The sequence below is a fragment of the Betaproteobacteria bacterium genome (assembly GCA_016713305.1).
Taxonomy (GTDB): Bacteria; Pseudomonadota; Gammaproteobacteria; order Burkholderiales.
Genome location: JADJPK010000033.1, coordinates 1 through 19,704, shown reverse-complemented (window position 1 = coordinate 19,704; position 19,704 = coordinate 1). Strand labels below are relative to the sequence as shown.

The window sequence follows — 19,704 nt, the reverse complement described above, 5'->3', positions numbered from 1 at the left end:
CGGGACTGCGCAGAGTCTTGCCTCGAACTATTACTTTCACGGCGTCAAGCTGAGCGGCCTGTCGCCTGACACCGTATACCAGTACCGCATCCGATCCGGTGCCCAGACCTCTCCCGTCTACCGGTTCAAGACCGAACCGGCGTCCAGCACGGTCACCGGGAAGTTCAGGATCCTTTTCGTGGGCGACCACCAGATCCGCGATCAGGATCGTCATTTCCGGCTCATGAACGCCGCCCGGGCCAAACTGGAAGCAGAGTACGGCAAGCCCATCGAGGAGGTGCTGGAACCTGATCGTCAACGACGGCGACCAGGTCGATGTGGGTACATTGGACCACTACGAGAACCTGCATTTCTGGCAGTCCTCGCCGATGTCGAAGAACGTCCCCATCCAGACCACGCTGGGCAATCACGAGACCTACTACGATCCGGGACTCACCAACTGGAAGGCACACTTCTTCCACGGGACGATCGCGTACAAGACGCATGTGGCCGGGCCCGACGAGCGCTACTACGCCAACCACGTCGGACGTGTTCTGTTCATCCACCTGGACAGCGAGGCCCCCAGCGCTTCCCAGAAAGCCTGGGTCCAGCAGGTAATCAATACCGCCAAGGACGATCCGGAAGTGGACTGGATCATCAGCGTCCTCCACCGCCCATATCAGGCAGAACAGTACGTCGGCGATATCTCCACGTGGCTGCGCAACGAAATCATGCCGATCCTGTCTTCCACGCGCAAACACGTATTGAACGTGGCGGGCCATCATCATTTGTACGCTCGCGGTCAGACTCGCGATTTCCCGACTTACCACATGATCTCCGGCGGCACGGCGTGGGACCAGTTCTGGGGCCAGTCGACCGAGCGCGACTTCGATGATGTACAGAAGACGATCGCCAACTGGACCTGGCAGTTGGTCGAGATCGACAACGAAACGCGCGAAATGACCGTGCGGTCGTTCTCCGAGGCGCACCCCAAGCTGGGCTTCGTGTATCAGAGCCGCCAGACTGACAGCTTCCACCGCAAACTGAACGCCGGTGCCCCGCAGCAGCCGCAGATCCAGAACAATCTGGGGACCATCGCCTCACCCGCCACCGTCTTCCTGCCCTACGCGTTCGAAAGCTCTGCGTTCTCCTCCAGCCATGGCGAACAACTGAACAGTACGCAGTTCCAGATTGCGCGGGATGCGTCGTTCCAAAGCCTGATCGTGGACAAGCTGCGGGACGTCGAGAACCTCTACGGGGACACTGGTGCCCCTCTGTACGAGCCGGTTGACATCAATGCCGGGCTCAACATCCTGTCGTTCGAGGTCGCTTCCATGGCACTTCCGAACGGCACGTATTACATCCGCGCACGCCACCGTGACACCAACGTGGAGTGGTCGGCGTGGTCGGAAACGAAGGCGTTCACGGTCAAAGGCAGCACCTCCGGCAACCCAGCCATCTCGCTCGACAAGAAGGCGTTCCTTCCGGCCGAACCGGTCGTCGTGAAGTACATCAATGGAACGGGAAATCCGCTCGACTGGATCGGCATCTATCGCAAGGGCCAGACGCCCGGACAAGTAGGATCGACACAGTACGCTTACGTCACCGGTCCCAACGGTCAGGCGAGCTTCATCGGGCTGGCGTCGGGCAACGAGTACTACGCGGCGTTCTTCACCAATGACGGCTATACCGAGATCGCGCCGCGTCTGCCGTTCTACGTGGGCAACATCCCGACAGTGCAGATCAACAAGCCGGCATTCGCCGTAGGCGAATCGGTCGTGTTCAATTGGGCCGGCGCTCCAGGCAAGACCACGGACTGGATCGGCATCTATCGCGTCGGCGAGGAGCCGGGGCCCGTAGGTGCCACCAAGTGGAAGTATGCCCCGACGACTTCCGGTAGTGCCACGTTCGATGGCCTGACCAAGGGATACTACTTCGCCAGCTTCTTCGTCAACGACGGCTACTTCGAGATCATCGAGCGCATTCCCTTCTCCGTGGGCGATCGGATCGCGACGCTTTCCATGTCCGACACCTCGCTGGACCCCGGTCAGGATTATTCGATCGGCTTCAGCGGCGGTCCCGGCATTCCCAAGGACTACATCGGCATTTTCAAACTGGGAGCCACTCCGGGCGTGGACAAGCTCGTCACGTACTACTACGTGGATGGCAAGGCCACTGGAACGGTCGGCGTCACCGAAGACCTTCCCGAAGGCAGCTACTTCATGGCGCTGTTCACCAACGATTCGTACACCGAAGTCTCGAACCGAGTGGAGTTCACCGTAGGCAATGCCACACTCCCACCGCCCCAGCCGACGTTGTCGATCTCCAAGACTCAGTATCTCGATACGGAGGCAGTTGCCGTGAGCTGGGCCAACATGCCCGGGAACGCCAAGGATTGGGTAGGCATCTACAAGGCAGGACAGACGCCTGGTCAGGCGGGCTCGCTGCGGTGGACTTACCTGTCGGGCTCGTCCGGCAACTGGAGCACAGATGCACTGCCTTCGGGCAGCTACTACGTGGCGCTCTTCGTGAACGACACCTACACGGAGGCTGCTCCGCGGGTGAGTTTCAAGGTCATCAAGCCGGGCGACATCAACGGCGATGGAAAGGTCGACCTTCTCGATCGGGATGTGCAACGCGCGGCCATGGGCAGCTGCTTCGGCAGCGCGCGGTACGTGATTGCAGCCAACTTCGATTCCGATGCCTGCATTACGCAGAATGACTACAAGCTGTGGTACGCGATCTACAAGAAGCAGTGAGCGCGTGACACTCAGGCAACCACAACCATAGACGAGAGACCATGAACTTGACCCGCTTTCCTGCCCTGTGCCGCGCGATTCCGCAGGCACTCGCCTGTACCCTCCTGCTCTCGCAAGCGCCCTTGGTCTCGGCAGCATGGAACACGAACTTGCTGGTCAACCCGGGCGCGGATGCGACAGCCGGAGGAGATGGCAATTTCGTGGCGAACTTGCCCGGATGGAACGTGACCGGGGAACTGACCGCGATCGACTACTCGCTCGGTTGCCCGGGCGGCTATCCGTGTCTCACCGATCCAGGACCGTCCGATCCCGGTGCGAATCACTTCGGGGGCGGCTATGGCACACCTTCCATCGGCCGGCAAACCATCGATCTTGGTTTCGCGGGGTCGTCGATCAACGGTGCAGGCGCCTATTACGCGCTGTCCGGCTGGCTCGGAGGCTACGCGACTCAGGAAGACCATGTGACGCTCGACGTGAACTTCCTGAATGCATCCAATCAGATCGTGGGATCGAAGACCATCGGGCCCGTCACCCCAACGGACCGAGGCGGAGTCACCGCGATGCTGTTGCGGGAGGCCAACGGCTGGGTGCCCGCAGGAGCAACGTCTGCCGAAGTCGTCCTGTCTGCCATCCGAACCGGCGGCAGTTCGAACGACGGATACGCGGACAGCCTGTCTTTCAGCCTGAAGCAGGCCAATACGATGCTCTCCGCTCCCAATGCCGCCTCGGTCGGATCAACGTTCACGACGACGGTCGTTGCCCTCTCACCGTTCGCGAGTGCGGAGGAGTCCGAAGAACTGCTGGCGTTCGGCTTCGACCTCGACTTCGACCCCACCCTGCTTCGGCTCACGAACGTTTCGATGCCGGCAGGCTTCGACGATGACAGCAGCTTCTTTGAAGATACGGACGTCGCCGGATCCTCCTTTCCGGGACTGCCCGTGTCCGGTGATGAAGACTTCACCTTGGTCACCCTCACTTTCGAAGTCCTCGCCGAAGGCCAAGCGTTCATCCAGGTCAGCTCGGACGCGGCCGGAAATTTCAACGAGGGCCTCATTCTGGCTCAAGGAGCGAGCATCGACGTATTCGGCCGTACATCGGTCGCGCTGGCACCGGTCCCCGAACCGTCCACTCTCGCGCTGGCGGCTCTGGGCCTCGCAGCACTCGGAATCCGACGCCGTCGCATTGCGTAGCCGACCTTGAAGTTGATCCGGTTCGGATGCCCCCGGTCCGGCGCCTTCACGGGTGCCGGACCGTGTCGCTTGCTGGCACTGCTGATGGCTCGCGCGATGGGGAGAGCGGTACTCCGATTCCGTCGTTGTCCAAGTCCACGCCGCACCTGGGATCGAACGTTAGCGCATGCGTGGTGGCTCTTTGCCTTGGTGAGTTCCACTGCCCATGCGCACGTGTCCGGGTTCACGGATACGTCGATTCAGATCGCGGCCACCGGCGTGCGGATCATCTACTCGGTGCCTGCGGACAATCTGCTGGAACTGGCGGGCGACCCCGGAAAGGCAAGCCCATCGTCCGCCCTGCCTTTCGTGTATCTGGAACGGGTGAAAGCCGGATGGCAGGTCGAAGCGTCCGGCGAAAGATGCCTTCTTTCACAGGCGCTGAGCCGAACTCTGGAAGCAGTGGGGTCCCACCAGTACCAGTTCACGTTCGTTTGTCCGGCCGGCATGCGCGAGCTGTCGATCCGATACTCGCTCTTCTTCGAGAAGTGGCCTGACCACGAGAACTTCGTTCGTGTCTTCATGGCCGGCCAGCGTCAGCGCATGCGATTCACGGCCGAACAGCCGACGCTGTCAATCCCCGTTGCAGATCTGCTCCGTCAATGGGGAGTTCCTCGCCTCGGGGTTCTTCGACAGCGATCCCAACCATCGCTTCTCTCTGGACGCGCAAGCACCTGACAACCCCGTGCCCGGCATCCAGGAAGTCCAGCCCAGTCTCGGCAGGCTGCAGCTTTCACAGGTCGATCCAGGGTTCGTCTCTCTGGGCGTCAAGCACATCTTCGCCGGATTCGATCACGTGCTGTTCATTGTCGGACTGGTGATGCTGGCCCGGCGCGGCCGCGAACTCCTCGCTGGTCACGGCGTTCACGGTGGCGCACGCCGTGACGATGGCGTTATCCACGCTCGGCATCCTGAGACTGGACCCCGATTGGACGGAGCCGATGATTGCCTTGACCATCGTCTACATCGGCGTGGAGAACTTGCTGGCGCTGTACCGCGCGAGAGATGCCGGAACCCGCCCCCGTCGCAGCGCGCACTGGCGGAGAATCGGCCTTGTATTCGTGTTCGGACTCATTCATGGTGTGGGCTTCAGCTATGTCCTTCGCGAGATGGGTCTGCGCGAGGACCTGCTCGGTGCCCTGCTGTACTTCAATGCCGGTGTCGAACTGGGGCAGATCGGAATCATCGCGGTCACACTCCCCGCTCTACTGCTCTGGGACCGGGCGCGATGGGGCCGTCATTTCAGCGTCGCCGTCTCCGCTGCAGTCACCCTCATCGGTGCCGCACTGCTCGTTACCCGGCTTTGAGCATGGCCTCCACACTTGAAGCTTCCCTCGCCCGACGAATCGCAGGGATCGCCACTCGCATTCTTGTAGCGAGCGTACTGATGTTCACGCTCGCATGCGCCAACGTACCGTCTGCATCCGCCGAAGCCACGATCCAAGAGGGTCGGCTCGCCGCCTCCGGACCCCTTGTCTACGACCCGAAGACGAATCTCACGTGGCAACGCTGCGCGCTCGGGCAGCGCTGGTCACCCTCAGGCGAGCGTTGCGATGGCGAACCGGCACGAATCACGTTCGACGAGGCCAAGACGCTGGAATCCAAGGGATGGCGCGTTCCCACACTGGACGAGTTGATGTCCATCGTGATGAAGGACCGCATGCCCACGATCGACAGTCAGGCCTTCCCGGATACGTTCCCCGTCTATTTCTGGGCCACGGACAACCGCGACCGTTCCTCTGCCTGGTACGTCTTGTTCGAGAACGGCCGCTCCAACCACTACTTTCCACCCCGTACGAATCGCGACGCCGTGCGATTCGTACGTACCGGGCCCTGGACCAAGGACGCCGGACCACGGCCACCCGGGCACTCACGAAAGCCCTGATGTGGCAGCGCCATCCGCTCTGGGTCTTGATACTGGCCGGGTGGTGCTGCGCCATGCATCTGCCCTGGAAGGCACACGCTTCGACAGACGCCTCCCCCCATGCGAACCCCCAGGACCACGCGCCCGTGACGGCGGACGGAAGGCGCCGGTTCGTGGCGGATGGCGAGATCGTGCTTGACCGACACACGGGACTAACGTGGAAACGCTGCAGCGCGGGCCAGCGCTGGACGACGGGACTTGGCTGCGTAGGCCTTGCCACGAAGCTCTGGTACGAAGAGGCCCGGCAACTGCAGTCGGCGCGCTGGCGATTGCCGACCGTAAACGAATTGCAGTCCCTCTACGACAAGGGACCCCAGCCGGCGGATCCGGAAGCCTTCCCGGATGCTCCACCGACTTGGTACTGGGCCTCAACCCCACGGGGCGAACCTGCGGTCTGGGGCGTCCCGTGCGGTGACGACGGCAACGACAGCTGCTATCAGAGCGAATCCAAGGCCGTGCGACTCGTGCGCCGCCGGCAAGCTGTCAAGTAACTGGAGCGCCCCACACTCCGTGTCCATGCATTACTCGGCAGCGTCGATTGCATCCCCTGCCGGGCGAGCCCCGCTGTCGTGATGCTTCACCTCACCGCGCAGCCTTCGCGCATATTCCTCCAGTTGCCGCTTGGCGGCGTCGAAGGCGTCCTCAGGGCCACGTAGGCGTCCTCGTCCTCGTGGCGGTTGATCACGATGTCTTCTCCGGGAACGTGGAGGCTGATATGGACGCGGAAAGTCTTCCCCTGATGCTTGTGCTTGTGGGGCTGTTCCAGCGTCACATGGCACGAAGTGAGATGGGCGAAATGCGCATCGAGCTTGGCGGCCTTCTCGCGGATATGAGTTTCTAGCGCGTCGGAGTGCGCCATGTCGCGGAACGTGATCTGTAGCGGATTCTGCACGGTGTATCTGCTCCTGTTCGTGTCGGCGGACCCGGGCGGCGCAACCCTCCCTACTGCGCTTCCCGTCGACCTCGTCCAATTGGACCGTGGACGGTGACAGGGATGTTGATGAGCGTCAATTGGCGCTCTGGCCCATCCGTCCACGCCCGGTCATCCAAGTGTATCGCCGTCTGCCGGAGGCCCCGTCCCCGTACCATCCGGGACCATGAGGGTTCACGGTCCGGCCGTGAATCGTTCCCCCTCGAGAGCCTTCCCGGAAACATCGATGAACGCGACGGACGCACCAGGAGCCGCAACGAAGCCACGCGACGCTGGAACGGCAGGGACATTGTTGCGGAACTCGCGGCTCCCCGCACCTTCCGCCCTCGCAAGGATCAGATGGTCACGCCACCGTCGACGACGATCCCCTGCCCGGTCATGAAGGACCCCGCCTTCGAGGCCAGCAGCACCGCGACGCCGGCAATCTCGTCCGGTTCACCGATGCGGCGCAGCGGGGTCGTGGCCGTGTAGTGCTCGAGCGTATCGGGGTTCTCCCACAGCGCGCGGGCAAAGTCGGTCTTGATAAGTCCCGGCGCGATGCAGTTGATCCTGACGTTGTGCGGTCCGTACTCGACAGCAAGATTGCGCGCCAGCTGGAAGTCCGCCGCCTTGGAGATGTTGTAGGCGCCGATCACTGCCGATCCCCGCAGACCGCCGATGGAAGAGACGATGATGATCGCGCCGTCGCGGCGCTCGATCATCTCCGGCACGACCATCTGGATGAGCCAGTGGTTGGAGATCACATTGTTGTCGAGCACCTTGCGGAACTGATCGTCGCTGATTCCTCCCAAGGGACCGTAGTACGGATTGGAAGCCGCATTGCAGACCAGTACATCGATGCGCCCGAATCGTTCGCGCGTCGTGTCGACGAGCGCCTGCAGATCCGGCTTGGACGAGATATTGGCGGGTTGTGATATCGCCCGTCCGGCTCCGAAACGCCGGTTGATGGAATCGGCCACCTCTACGCACGGACCCTCCTTGCGCGACGAGATGACCACGTTCGCCCCCCTGCTCCGCCATGCGCTCCGCAATGGCCCGCCCGATGCCTCGCGACGAACCGGTCACGATGGCGACTTTTCCCGAAAGATCGAATAGCGACATGACGCACTCTCCCGCGAGGTTCAAAAAGTCCGGCCGTGATCCATTCGGCGACGATGGCCGGCTGGCGCCGTTCTCGATCTCCACGGAGACCTCCCACGTGGCCTGCCAACGGTCGGACTTCACGTCCAGATTGCGCAGCAGGAACCGGCCACGCACCCGTCCACCGCTCGGCACCGGTGCGACAAAGCGCAACCGGTTGAACCCGTAGTTGACGCCGTTCCGCGTGCCTTCGATGAACGGACACCTGATAGGCCATGCAGGAAAGCATGGAAAGCGTCAGGAAGCCGTGTGCGATGGTTCCGCCGAACGCGGTCGTCCTGGCCCGCTCAGGGTCCATGTGGATGAAGTACGTATCTTGGGTAAGTTCGCCGAACTGCTCGATCGTCTTCTGATCGAGCGTGAACCACTCCGACGTGCCGATCTCCTGACCCGTGAGGGCCGCGAGTTCAGCCGCAGAGGCGGACTTGGTGGGACCTTCCATGCGCGATTTCCTTCGAGAACGGCCGACCGGGCCGTGAATCGCGCAATGATCTCACAGCGCCCAGGGGTCTTCCTGCGGGCACCGTAACCAGGCTCAGCCGTAGATGTTGAGACGTGTCCCGAGCGCCCCCTCGGTGGCAAGAGGTTGCGGAGTACCGATCAACTGGATCAGACCCGCAGCGGCGCCTGCTTCGGCGTCGAGTGACTTCCTGAAGACGGCGGTCTGAACCTTGGCCTCGGTCTGGATCTGGCTCAAGGCGGATGACAATGCACTGATGGATTCCATGTTCCGGCTCCGGACAGGCTACGGACCTATGTCGGCATCGGCAGCCGGTACTTGAGCGTCGAACGCGCGCTGCGCCGTCCATTCATCGATCAATCGGTAGGCCACCGCCAGCAGCGTCGGCCCGAGAAACACGCCGACGAAACCGAAGGCGAGCACCCCGCCGAGCACACCGATCAGCACGAGGATGAAGGGCAGGTTGGATCCGCGGCTGATGAGCAGCGGCTTGAGAAAATTGTCGATACTGCTCACCACGGCGACGCCCCCAGATGACCAGGAAGATTGCCCACCCGGCTGTCCCTGGTAGTGAGAGCCAGATTGCCGCGGGTCCCCAGACCAGCGGCGGCCCGACGGAACGACCGACAGGAAGAATGTCGCCACGCCCAGCAGCGCAGCCGCTGGCACGCCGGACACGGCGAAACCGATGGCAGCCAGAGTCCCTGCGCGAGCGCGGTACCGAGAATCCCGTACACCGTCCCGGGCGAATGGTGGCGTGCGCAACGTCAGCGAGTTGCAGGGCCTGTTGCCCGCGATACGTTCCGCCATGGTCCGCACGCGCGCGGAGGACGTCTCCATCGCGCCAGAAGAAGAACAGGATCATCGCACTCAGGGCCAGGTGACGACACCTCGCCCAATCCCCGGCCGATAGCCAGGGCGACCTGTTTCGCGGGATCGACCAAGGGTTTCAACTCCCGCGTCAAGGCACTGCTGTCCGTGGCCACAGCAAGCCATTTTGTGTGCATCCAGTGGCCTGCGACGGGCACGCCCTCCACCCAGGCCGGAGGCAACGGCAGACCGGATTCCATCCAGTCCCGGATCGTGTCATGATCCATGGGTCCGCATGCTGAGCGATCGCGATTCCTCCCAGAGCCAGCGGCAATACCAGCACGAGAATGAACACGGTCGTCATGACGCCGGCCGCGATGTTGCTGCGCCCACCGAGCTGTGAACGGACGCGGCAGAAGATGGGCCAGGTGGCCAGGGCAAGAATGCCTGCCCACAGCACGGCCGACAGAAACGGCCGGAGAACCACGAAACAGGCAATGGCCAGCAGCACGAGCGCGGCAAGCAGGACGATGCGTTCGATACGGTCCAATCGTTTCCCCGGCGGGTTGGCAGGCTGAAGGAGAATGCCCGAAAAGCTGCGCTCGAGCACGCGGGCCCCGCAAGGCGACGCCTTCCCGTCAGCGCGGTTCCCGCAAGCGAAAACGGGGGGGCCGAAGCCCCCGTTCCAGTGACGCTACCGCTCGGGAATCACCGACCCTGCCTGGCCGCGCGCAACGCCTCGATCCTGCGTTCGAGCGGCGGATGCTGACAGCAGAAGCTGCCTTGAGCCCCCTTCGCCGCCACCCCGGAGATGCCGAAGGCACGCATCCCGTCCGGCAGCGAGGTCGGCTCATGCAGGCGCTTGAGCCGTTCCAGCGCCGCGATCATCTTGTTGCGCCCGGCGAGCGAGGCGCCGCCGGCATCTGCACGGTACTCGCGCTGGCGGCTGAACCACATGACAATGACGCTCGCGAGCAACCCCAGCACGATTTCCGCCACCATCGTGGTCAGAAAGAAACCGATTCCGTGACCGCGCTCGTTCTTGAGAATGACGCGGTCCACCACGTAACCGACCACACGCGACAGGAAGATCACGAAGGTATTGACGACGCCCTGGATCAACGTGAGCGTCACCATGTCTCCGTTCGCCACGTGACTCACTTCGTGCGCGAGCACGGCTTCGGCTTCTTCCTGGCGACATCGATCGCAAGAGCCCGGTGCTCACGGCCACCAGCGCGTTGTTACGGCTCATGCCGGTTGCAAACGCGTTGACGTCGGGCGCTCATAGATCGCCACCTCGGGCATGCCAATTCCTGCCTTCTGGCTTGACGGCGAACGGTTTCCACGAGCCATCGCTCGGTGGGATCGCGCGGGTTCTCGATGACCATGGCGCCCGTGGACCGCTTGGCCATCCACTTCGACATGGCGAGCGAGATGAATGCACCCCCGAAGCCGAAAGAGCTGCGAAAGCCAGCAATCCACCCAGGTTGAGACCGTTCGACGTCAGCCAGCGGTCGACACCGAGGATCCGGGCCGTCATCGACAACAACAGCACCACGGCGAAGTTCGTGGCGAGGAACAGGAACACCCGTTTCACTGAGTCACCACCCTCCATCGAGGTCAATTTAGCCGCGCGTTGGGCGGCACCTGCTGCACAAGTTCCCTGACGTTCATCCTGCCTGAGCCGCGAAGCCTTCCAGCTTCTCCTGCAGTTCCAGCCACTCCGTCTCGAGCAGTCCCGCATCACGCTTCAAGGCTGCCTGTTCCAGCAGGCATTGCTGCAATTCCGCCTTCTGCGCAACGCTGTAGATATCGGGGCTGCGAGGCGGGTTTCAAGGCAGGCGCAGCCGCGCTTCGGCCTTCTGCAGTTCGGCTTCCACGACCCGGACCCGCTGCTCCACAGGCTTTCGCACCGCCGACAGGCGCTGCCTGGCTTCCGCCTCCAGGCGCCGCTGGTCCCTGCGATTGGCCGTCCCGCCTCCCTGCGCCGGCTCCCTGTCACGGCCTGGGACGATTCGAGCCATGTCCGGTAGTCGTCCAGGTCACCATCGAAGGGGCGCACAGCGCCGCCCGCGACGAGCCACAACTCGTCCACGGCAGAACGAAGCAGCGAACGGTCATGCGATACGAGAATCATCGCGCCACCGAAGGACTGCAGCGCGATGGTCAGAGCATTGCGCATGTCCAGGTCGAGGTGGTTGGTCGGTTCGTCGAGCAGCAAGAGGTGCGGCTTCCGGTACGCGATCAGCGCCAGCGCGAGCCTGGCCTTCTCGCCTCCGGACATGGGGCCCACCATCGCCACGGCGGCGTCCCCCCGAAAATTGAAGGTTCCGAGAAAGTCGCGATGATCCTGTTCGCGAACCTGCGGCGCCATCCGCTGCAGATGTCCCAGGGGCGTGTCGTCCACCCGCAACTGATCGAGCTGGTGCTGCGCAAAGTAGCCGATGCGCAAATCGCGCCCCGGTTCGCGCAACCCTGCCATGGGGTCAAGACTTCCGGCGATGAGCTTCACGAGCGTCGACTTGCCTGCCCCGTTCCTGCCGAGCAGCCCCAGCCGTTCCCGGACGGATCACCAGATCGACGTCGAAGAGCACCCCGTGATCGCCGTAGCCCGCGACGGCGTGTTCGAGCCGCAACAGCGGATCGGCCGCACCGCCCGGATCCGCGAACTCGAACGAGAACGGTGTGGCCACCTGGACCTGCGCCAGGATCTCCATGCGGTCGAGCGCCTTCAGACGACTCTGCGCCTGTTTCGCCTTGGTGGCCTTGGCACGAAAGCGATCCACGAAAGATCTCAGGTGGGCGATCTCGCGCTGCTGGCGCTCGTACATCGCCTGCTGATGGGAGAGCACTTCGGCGCGGGTGCGCTCGAAGGCCGAATAGCCGCCCGGATAGAGCCGGCGCTGGCCTTGATCGAAGTGGCAGATTGCCGTGCACGACGCTGTCGAGAAACTCCCGGTCATGGGAGATCACCAGCAGCGTCCCGGGGTAGCTCCGCAGCCAGCTCTCGAGCCAGAACACCGCGTCCAGATCGAGGTGGTTGGTCGGTTCATCAAGCAGCAGAAGATCCGACCGGGACATGAGCGCCTTGGCCAGCTGCACCCTGACCCGCCATCCGCCGGAGAATTCCCGGACGCTTCGACGGGAATCGTCGGCCTCGAAAAACCCAGTCCGTCGAGCAGCACCGACGCGCGCCACAGCCCCGTGACCACCGATATCCTCGAAGTGCCCGTGCAGTTCGCCGAGGCGGTGCCCGTCCGTACCGGCGGCGACCATTTCAGCTTCAATTTGACGCAGTTCGGCATCTCCGTCGATCACGAAGGCCAGCGCCCAGCGGTTCAGACCGGTGACTTCCTGAGCAACGTGCGCCATGACCCACGATCGAAGGAAGATCCGCACGTCTCCCCCCGTCTGGGCTCAGGTTGCCCCTCCGCATCAGCGAGAACAGGCTGGACTTCCCGCACCCGTTGGGGCCGACGACGCCGACGCGCTGCCCGGGATGAATGCCGGCGGAGGCTCCGTCGAGCACCCCGCGAGTTTGGCGCCCGCGTCGGTGCGACAGATTGCTGAGGCGGACTCATCGGATGGTCCCTGCGCGGAGAGGCTGCGCAGGGCCAACGGCCAGGGAAGGGTTGGGGTGGCGGATGGGACTCGAACCCCGACGACCGGAATCACAATCCGGGACTCTACCAACTGAGCTACCGCCACCATCGGTCGAACGCTTAGGCAACGCGCCGAGGGCCGGGAGTATGAACAAAATCCCTGATCCGCGTAAACGTCCAGGTGATAGCACGCCCGGAGGGATCGAACCCCCAACCCCGGCTTAGAAGGGCCGGTGCTCTATCCGATTGAGCTACGGGCGCCGGTGCCCGGAAATGCCCTCGGTCGAGGGCACCCGGAACCGGTTGGTCGGGGAGACAGGATTCGAACCTGCGACATCCTGCTCCCAAAGCAGGCGCGCTACCGGACTGCGCTACACCCCGACGGGACGCGGACTATAGCGCCACGCCAGACAACGGGTCAAACCAACCCCCCTTCTGCGGCGGGCCCGCGGCATGCCGTGCACGGCGTAGAACGCGCCCGAATAGTCCATCGTCAACTTGGCATAGTTGACTGCGTTCCGACTGGAATGCCCGTTGCAAGTTGGACTCGTCGAAGTGGCAGGAGGCGGTCGTTCCGATGGCAACGTGTCCCGATATGGAGCATGGCCCTGTGGAAGAACTCTTGTGCCATGACAAAGGGATATGTCAAGGGCCGTATGCAGCGTCACCGGAATCGCGAAGTGCGGTGTCTCTGGTTGCTGTCGATGCGATCTCATGGAAAGCACCCTGCCGACGGATGTGATTCTTTCGTAACGAGGAACGTATGAAGACGCAAGACAAACTGTCCCAATCCGCGCGAGATCCGTCGCCGGCTCCTCGGGCTCAATCAGCAGCAGTTCTGGGGGATGATCGGTGTGACGCAAAGTGGCGGCTCCCGTTACGAAAGCGGTCGCAGCATGCCCAAGCCTGTTCTTCAATTGCTTCGCCTGGTACATGTCGACCGAATTGACATCTCGCGCCTGAGCCGCGCCGACTACGAGGTCATCTCCTATCTGAAGGCCTCCAAGCCGGAACTTTATCGCCGCCTCAAGACGCAAGCGAACGGCAACGGAACGCGCATTCCGCGCGCCAGCGCCATCTCGGCCCGGCGCCCCGATGGCCGCGCGTGCCTGATCTCCCGGCCACTCCGCCGCCCCTCTCGACGCGGCGGATGAAACGAAAAACGGCTCCTTCCAGGAGCCGTTTTCGTTGCGTCAGTCGAATTACTGAACGGTATGAACATCACCATGCTGAACAAAAGCACAGGGCCGCGGATGCAGCCCCAGTGTCTGCCCATGAGGCAACCTTCAGCGTGTGCAACCTTTTGCGCAACCTCAGTCCGACACCCACCAGACCGACACCCAGGAGCGCGTACTGGCTGGGCTCCGGCACCGGCACCGGCGTGCCACTGAACTGCATCTCCGCCACGGCATACGCGCCATCGCCCGTCACCGCATAGACGCGGGCAAACTTGGCTTGGACTGCGGGAAAGTCGATGGAAGCGACGTACTCGCCGTCCCCTGCAACGCTGGACATCGTGTCCATGCCACTGATCACTTCCCCATCGAAGGACAGGACGGTGAACAGCGTGTTCCAGTTCGTTCCATCCCAGAGAGATCTGCACGCGGTAGAAGTCGTTGTTGTCCACGCTCATCCGCACATCGCTCAACGTGTAGACCTGGTCGAACGAGAGCGTGATTGCTGCTGCCGCACTGTCTCCCAGGGTGATCGCATCCTGGCCCTCCCAATGGACATTCATCGCGTCGAGCCAGGAGGTGTACTCATCGGGAATCACGCCATCGTGGATGAGGCTTGCATCGTTCGTCATTGTTCCCGAGATGGAGGACGACGAGACAATGACAGGAACGACGGCATGGGCGGCGGATGCGGTGGCGGCAGGGCCAGCGCGGCGATCAACTTCTTCATTGGAACTCCCGGCAAATGGGTGAGGACCTCTCACGAAATGCCGCGTTGCAATGCCCATTCCACCACTCTATTATCTTGATAAATTGAATATTTCATCCTTCCTTTGCAGGCGGCTGTCAGGCTCCCCGACAATGCTCTCGACACACCGGAATCCGCCTTCCGTGTCCGGAAGATCCATGCCCGGATTGTTCATCCCGCCGATCCTGGAATAACCTTCGCGCCAGTCGCAGTACACCGCCCAGTATTGTTTCGTGCGGATTCGCTCCAGTCACACGGACCCCTTCACCGTCGCGAACCACCCCAGAGCATTCTCGGCAGTCCATTCGATTGCGAGCACGATGTTGCCACCGTGACCGGGGCAGGAAACGGAATCGGTCGGGCGATTGCTCAAGCGCTCGTGCGCGAAGGCGTGCGCACCATGTTCGCCGACATCAGTGCCGAGCGCGTCGCGGCGGCCATGGCCCAGGCACCCCCGCCCGGAACTCGCCTTGGCCTGGATCGGCGATCTGGCCCGTCGCGACGAGCGTTCCCGATTGCTCGCCGATGCTCCCGCCACGCTGGGCACGATCACGCATTTCGTTCAGCGCCTCGCCGCCCAGGCGAGAGGCCGACCATGCGTTTTCCGTGAGCGACGATACGTGGACAGAAATGCGTGAGGTGAACGTCGATGCGGGTTCGAATTGTCGCGAGGCCTGGCACGGTCGCTCATCGCACAGAAGAGACCGGGGTCCTTTCTGTTCCTGACATCGCTTCATGCAGGAACACCCCGCAACCTGCCTCACTAGCACCTCAAAGGCCGCACTTTCGATGCTGGTGAAGGAACTCGCCAAGACACTGGGCCGCTTCAGTATTCGCGTGAATGCCCTCGTGCCGGGTGCCATCGCGGCGGGCGGCTTCGTCGCAGACCCGGATATGGCTCGACACATACCGCTCCGGACGTCTGGGCGGCGCCGCGGACCTCGCACCCCCATGGCGCTCGCTTTGCTGTCAGACCGCGTGTCCGGCTATGTCACCGGTTCCTCCATTGTCGTTGACGGCGGTCTGTCGCTCATGAACTGGTTCGAGCCGCCAGAACTGGACATGGCTTGATGCCGCCTTGGCGCAGAAGGACCTCAATCGTCCACGGCATCGGGCGTCGGGTGAATTCACGGGCTGTTCGCCCATGCGGATCCGCTTCAGATACTTTTCCGTGAAGTCGATCCGCAGTTCGATGAACAACGGCAGATGGTCGGACATCTGCCATGTCCTCCATTCCTTCGAGTAATAGGTCTTGCGTTTGGCCACTGTATCCGGCCACTTTCCATTGGCTTCCTGAGTGGAAAGGCAAGCCTCGGCCTCGTCCTCCGTGAACACGGCCTTGTAGTAGTTCAGCACTCCCGCGTTGTTCGCGCTCGGGCCCAGTTCAGTTCGTCCCACGAAACCAGGAACGCGATCTGGTCGTAGTTCTTGTCACCGCCGATGTTGCTCGCCCACCGCAGTGCGTTGCTGTCCAAGGTGAGGTCAGCTGGCAGGATGAACTTGTGCTTGCGAAGCGCCTTCATCGTATCGTCCTCGGGGCTCACGACGTTCATGTCGCCAAGGAGGATGTAGTTCTGACCATCCTTGTCAGCCCTTCTTCAGGAACTTGGCGACCGCGTCGATTTCCGCGACCCGCCGCGCATAGCCGTCCCCGGGTCGTCACCGTAGTACATGAACCGTGCAGAGATTGAACTTGAACCATCCGGACTGAAACCGCACAAGGAACGGGCTCTCGCAAACTGGTGCTCGCCTCCGACCAGCGACGATTTCGGCAACACGATCTCGCCGGCAATGTGCTTGAACTGCACCTTGGTCTCGTCGAACAGGAACACCATGCGCTCACGCCGTTTCCGGACGGCCCTTCGGTGACATCCGTCGCCACGTACCGCCACGCAGGCCCGAGCAGGTTCATCACCTTCTCGAATGGCCGCATATCCTCGTTGACCTCCTGCATTGCGACGAGGTCGAAAGCCGATACGACCTCGGCGATGTAGTGGAGCGATTCCGCGAGTCTTGGCCCCTGACCGAACTTGTCGGAGTCGAAGTCGCGCACGTTCCACGTTGCAAGCAGCAGGGTGTCGGTGGCGGTCCGCCCGGGGACAGTTCGCGCGATGAGTTTCCGCAGTGCATTGATATGGTCGATGGCCTCTCGCGGTCCGCCGTCTTCCAGTACTTCAGGGGCCAGTACATGGGCATGGCTGTCTCCCGATCCAGGTAAGCGGGAAGTCGCCTCCACCAGGTCATGCCGACGGAACACGACATCGCGGGAATGATGCCGATCGAAGACCGCCGCAGCAACAGCAAACGTCAATAGTCGGCAGCGATCGGTGACAAACCGTGGCGACCTGCAAGCGAAGAACCCGAATTCCACTTCACCCTGCCGTCGTGCACGAAAGATATCTTGCAGGTCCGAAGTTCCGAGGGCCGGGAGCCGCCCTGCTATGCCCGGGCAGCCTTGGCGACCAGCGGAAGCGCGAGACACAGACGCGTCCCCCACGCGGCGCCGGCGATGTGCGCAGACTGCCCCCATGCAGCCAGGCGATTCTCTGCGTGATGGCCAGGCCCAGACCGCCGAACCCGCCGCCTGGCCGTGAAGGCGGCGATTCGCGCAGGGGCCGGCCGGCATCGAGGCGACTGGAAATCTCTCCCGGCAATCCCGGGCCCGTCGTCTTCCACCAGTACCGTCACGCCCTGCCCTCTGTGCGTGAGGCTCACTCTTACAGGTCTCTGCCCGGCTCCATGACGTATGGCGTTGTCGATCAGATTCGTCAGTGCGCGGTCTATGAGTTGCAGATCGCCTTCCATGTCGATGGGACCCGGCGGCGAGCCGAGCAGGGCGACGGGAGACGGTCGCGCGGAAAGCTCGAATTTCTGTACCGTGTCGTGGACGAGTTCATCGAGACGGAATCGGTCCCGCTGCATGATCTCGTCCGTGGATTGGAGGCGCGCAAGCTCGAACAGTTGTTGAGACATGCGCCGCACCTTGTCACTCTGCGCAATGGCTGCAGCGACGTAGCGGCGCCTCTCCTCCGGCTCGATGGCGACACCGCGCTGTTGCAGCGCCTCGAGATAACCGTGAAGCGCGGTGAGTGGCGTACGCAAGTCGTGCGCTACATTGGCGATCACCTCCCGGTGTGCCGCCTGCTGGGCTGCCTGGTCCTTCGCCTGCGTCTCGATTCTTAGCGCCATCGTCTCGAATGATCGCCCGATCGCCGCGACTTCGTCTCCGGATACGGCGGCAGACACGGCACCGTCGTCAGGATTCGATCGGTCGACACGAAAAAGACTGCATTCTCAGAGCGAGCTGACGCAGCGGCCGCGTGAGGGATCGAACAGCCATGAGACCCACGATCAGGGTGAGCGCGAGTCCGGCGCCAATGCCCACTGCGATGGATGCCCACAAACGCCGCGAGCCCACGTTGCCCTCCGCGTGCATGCGGGCCTGCCCGTTGAGAACCACATAAAGATACCCGGGCGGACTACCGGACACCGAGGGGAACATGGCTGCGCTGAATATCTTGGGTCTGCCGGGCGCCTTGGGGTCCGAACCGGGTATCGGCAGGCTTTCGTCGGACAGGAAACGCCGCACTGCCTGCATGTTCACCTGGGCCTCCCGCACGTCACCGGGATCGCCAAGGTAGGCGCGGACGCGCCCGTCCTGGTCCAGCACGTAGACGTCGATGGCCGGGTTGACGGTCATCAGCATGTGCAGGAGGGAATCGAGCGCGGCCCGATCGAGGGCTCCATCCACGGGCTTCGTGACCTCCGGCCAGTGCTCGACGATGTGCCGTGCAAGTCCGTGCGACAGGCGCTGGAGCGTCTCGCGCTCGTGCTCGACCGTCACGTGGTGCTCCAGGAACGCCACGAACAAGCTGAAACCGAGCAGCAGCCCCGCAAATGCCACGACGATCCGATGGGAGAGTGACAGCGTCACTTCGACGTCACCCTGTCGCCGAAACGATGGCCCATGCCCCAGACAGTCTCGATGAGCCTGGGCGCCTGCGGGTCCTCCTCTATCTTGCTGCGCAGGCGATTGATGTGGAGAGTTGACCGTGTGTTCATACCCGTCAGATCCGGTACCCCACACGCGATTGAGCAGATCGGTCCGGCTGAAGATCTGCCGCGGATGACGTGCCAGGAAGTGGAGCAGATCGAACTCCCGCAACGTGAGTGTCACCACCTGTTCCCCGCGCCTCAATTCTCGCCGGACCGGATCGAGCACGCACCCGCCGAAGCGAAGTTCCGCCGGCGCCGCGTCGGCACGGCGCAGTTTCGCTGCCCGGCGCAACAGCGCCCGAACCCGGGCCACCGTTCCAGCACCGAGAATGGCTTGGGCAAGTAGTCGTCGGCGCCCAGTTCGAGTCCAGCACACGGTGAGTCTCGCTGGTCCCGTGCGCTCACGATGATCAGGGCACGTAGTCGGCTCGCTCCCGGATGTGGCGACGCGTCCAGCCCATCCGCACCCAGCATGAGATCCAGCACGACGGGGTCGGGCAACTTGGCGACCCTTGGCTTCCATGGCATTTCTGCCATCGCTTTCCCGATGGACGGAAAAACCGGCCTGGTTGAAGGGTGCGGTGCCACCACCTCCGCAATGGCGTCGTCGTCCTCGACGAGCAGCAGGTTCTGGGTCGTCACGCCTCGTGTGCCTGCGGGCTCCACGCATTCAGTTTGACCACTTCAGGTTCGAAGACCTCACGCAGCCGTGAACTTCCGGTGGGACTCCGTGACCGTGTCCTGCGCACCATGGGCTGGATCCCGATTGTCCCAGGTCCTCGTGCCACGCTCGTCATGACTGTCGAAAAGGAGATACCCGAATGATCAGTACAAGGGTGGCCAGACCTCTCGCAACCTTCGTCGGCGTGCTCCGGACTTGCAGGTGGCGCAGCGCCGCGCAAGTCATGGTGACCATCACCGTGGAGAACCTGACACCGGCGGGCAGCGTCG

General features: G+C 62.9%; 14 protein-coding genes, 3 tRNA genes and 9 pseudogenes. 8 read left to right on the top strand and 18 right to left on the bottom strand.

Annotated features, from left to right (window positions below; all coding sequences use genetic code 11):
• The first annotated feature begins 317 nt into the window (after positions 1–317).
• The 3 genes from IPK20_25995 (at position 318) to IPK20_25985 (ending at position 4,645) form a co-directional block, all read left to right on the top strand.
• The gene (locus IPK20_25995; protein ID MBK8019788.1) at positions 318–2,738 is read left to right on the top strand and encodes a phosphohydrolase; all 2,421 of its coding nucleotides are present in this window, start codon (positions 318–320) and stop codon (positions 2,736–2,738) included.
• A 41-nt stretch (positions 2,739–2,779) separates the two neighbouring features.
• Complete coding sequence (locus IPK20_25990) at positions 2,780–3,928, top strand: PEP-CTERM sorting domain-containing protein (protein ID MBK8019787.1); 1,149 nt, start codon at positions 2,780–2,782, stop codon at positions 3,926–3,928.
• A 186-nt stretch (positions 3,929–4,114) separates the two neighbouring features.
• A complete protein-coding gene (locus IPK20_25985) occupies positions 4,115–4,645 on the top strand; it encodes a hypothetical protein (GenBank protein MBK8019786.1) in 531 nt (176 codons plus the stop codon).
• A gap of 55 nt (positions 4,646–4,700) precedes the next feature.
• Here the strand turns inward: IPK20_25985 and IPK20_25980 are convergent, their stop codons facing one another.
• Positions 4,701–4,868, bottom strand: coding sequence for a hypothetical protein (locus IPK20_25980; GenBank protein MBK8019785.1), 168 nt, complete (start codon positions 4,866–4,868; stop codon positions 4,701–4,703).
• On the opposite strand from IPK20_25980, the gene IPK20_25975 reads away from it, so the two are divergent.
• The 3 genes from IPK20_25975 to IPK20_25965 all read left to right on the top strand — a co-directional run bounded on the left by IPK20_25975 (position 4,849) and on the right by IPK20_25965 (position 6,382).
• Positions 4,849–5,274, top strand: coding sequence for a HupE/UreJ family protein (locus IPK20_25975; GenBank protein ID MBK8019784.1), 426 nt, complete (start codon positions 4,849–4,851; stop codon positions 5,272–5,274). The two genes, IPK20_25980 and IPK20_25975, sit on opposite strands and share 20 nt — an antisense overlap.
• Positions 5,275–5,354: 80 nt before the next feature.
• Positions 5,355–5,852, top strand: a complete 498-nt coding sequence (locus IPK20_25970) for a DUF1566 domain-containing protein (protein ID MBK8019783.1) — start codon at positions 5,355–5,357, stop codon at positions 5,850–5,852.
• Positions 5,852–6,382, top strand: coding sequence for a DUF1566 domain-containing protein (locus tag IPK20_25965; GenBank protein ID MBK8019782.1), 531 nt, complete (start codon positions 5,852–5,854; stop codon positions 6,380–6,382). The genes IPK20_25970 and IPK20_25965 overlap by 1 nt, the downstream gene beginning before the upstream one ends.
• A 30-nt stretch (positions 6,383–6,412) precedes the next feature.
• Here the strand turns inward: IPK20_25965 and raiA are convergent.
• The 11 genes and pseudogenes from raiA to IPK20_25910 all read right to left on the bottom strand — a co-directional run bounded on the left by raiA (position 6,413) and on the right by IPK20_25910 (position 13,215).
• A pseudogene (gene raiA / locus IPK20_25960) lies at positions 6,413–6,783 on the bottom strand (ribosome-associated translation inhibitor RaiA).
• 374 nt (positions 6,784–7,157) lie between these two features.
• A pseudogene (locus IPK20_25955) lies at positions 7,158–7,923 on the bottom strand (SDR family oxidoreductase).
• A gap of 34 nt (positions 7,924–7,957) precedes the next feature.
• Positions 7,958–8,404, bottom strand: a pseudogene (locus tag IPK20_25950) (MaoC family dehydratase).
• Between the two features lie 93 nt (positions 8,405–8,497).
• On the bottom strand, positions 8,498–8,689 hold the full coding sequence (locus IPK20_25945) for a YjfB family protein (protein MBK8019781.1): 192 nt from the start codon (positions 8,687–8,689) through the stop codon (positions 8,498–8,500).
• An 18-nt stretch (positions 8,690–8,707) separates the two neighbouring features.
• A complete protein-coding gene (locus tag IPK20_25940) occupies positions 8,708–9,232 on the bottom strand; it encodes an AI-2E family transporter (GenBank protein MBK8019780.1) in 525 nt (174 codons plus the stop codon).
• A 151-nt stretch (positions 9,233–9,383) separates the two neighbouring features.
• A complete protein-coding gene (locus IPK20_25935) occupies positions 9,384–9,782 on the bottom strand; it encodes a hypothetical protein (protein MBK8019779.1) in 399 nt (132 codons plus the stop codon).
• 158 nt (positions 9,783–9,940) lie between these two features.
• Positions 9,941–10,829, bottom strand: a pseudogene (gene htpX / locus IPK20_25930) (protease HtpX).
• A 73-nt stretch (positions 10,830–10,902) separates the two neighbouring features.
• A pseudogene (locus IPK20_25925) lies at positions 10,903–12,794 on the bottom strand (ATP-binding cassette domain-containing protein).
• A 71-nt stretch (positions 12,795–12,865) separates the two neighbouring features.
• Positions 12,866–12,940 (bottom strand) — tRNA-His (locus IPK20_25920).
• Between the two features lie 82 nt (positions 12,941–13,022).
• Positions 13,023–13,095, bottom strand: a tRNA-Arg gene (locus IPK20_25915).
• 43 nt (positions 13,096–13,138) lie between these two features.
• Positions 13,139–13,215: transfer RNA gene (locus tag IPK20_25910), tRNA-Pro, on the bottom strand.
• Positions 13,216–13,634: 419 nt separating this feature from the next.
• Here IPK20_25910 and IPK20_25905 point away from each other — a divergent pair.
• Positions 13,635–13,865 (top strand): annotated as a pseudogene (locus IPK20_25905) (transcriptional regulator).
• A gap of 190 nt (positions 13,866–14,055) precedes the next feature.
• Here the strand turns inward: IPK20_25905 and IPK20_25900 are convergent.
• Positions 14,056–14,358, bottom strand: coding sequence for a PEP-CTERM sorting domain-containing protein (locus IPK20_25900; GenBank protein MBK8019778.1), 303 nt, complete (start codon positions 14,356–14,358; stop codon positions 14,056–14,058).
• 625 nt (positions 14,359–14,983) lie between these two features.
• Here IPK20_25900 and IPK20_25895 point away from each other — a divergent pair.
• Positions 14,984–15,828, top strand: a pseudogene (locus IPK20_25895) (SDR family oxidoreductase).
• Here IPK20_25895 and IPK20_25890 read toward each other — a convergent pair.
• From IPK20_25890 to IPK20_25870, 5 genes and pseudogenes are all read right to left on the bottom strand, one after another.
• Positions 15,727–16,155, bottom strand: a complete 429-nt coding sequence (locus IPK20_25890; GenBank protein ID MBK8019777.1) for a hypothetical protein — start codon at positions 16,153–16,155, stop codon at positions 15,727–15,729. The pseudogene IPK20_25895 and the gene IPK20_25890 sit on opposite strands and share 102 nt — an antisense overlap.
• The gene (locus IPK20_25885; protein MBK8019776.1) at positions 16,107–16,310 is read right to left on the bottom strand and encodes a hypothetical protein; all 204 of its coding nucleotides are present in this window, start codon (positions 16,308–16,310) and stop codon (positions 16,107–16,109) included. The genes IPK20_25890 and IPK20_25885 overlap by 49 nt, the downstream gene beginning before the upstream one ends.
• A gap of 45 nt (positions 16,311–16,355) precedes the next feature.
• Complete coding sequence (locus tag IPK20_25880) at positions 16,356–16,592, bottom strand: hypothetical protein (protein ID MBK8019775.1); 237 nt, start codon at positions 16,590–16,592, stop codon at positions 16,356–16,358.
• 604 nt (positions 16,593–17,196) lie between these two features.
• Positions 17,197–18,691, bottom strand: a pseudogene (locus tag IPK20_25875) (HAMP domain-containing histidine kinase).
• Positions 18,688–19,395: pseudogene (locus tag IPK20_25870) on the bottom strand (response regulator transcription factor). Before IPK20_25870 ends, IPK20_25875 begins: the two co-directional pseudogenes overlap by 4 nt.
• Between the last annotated feature and the right edge of the window lie 309 nt (positions 19,396–19,704).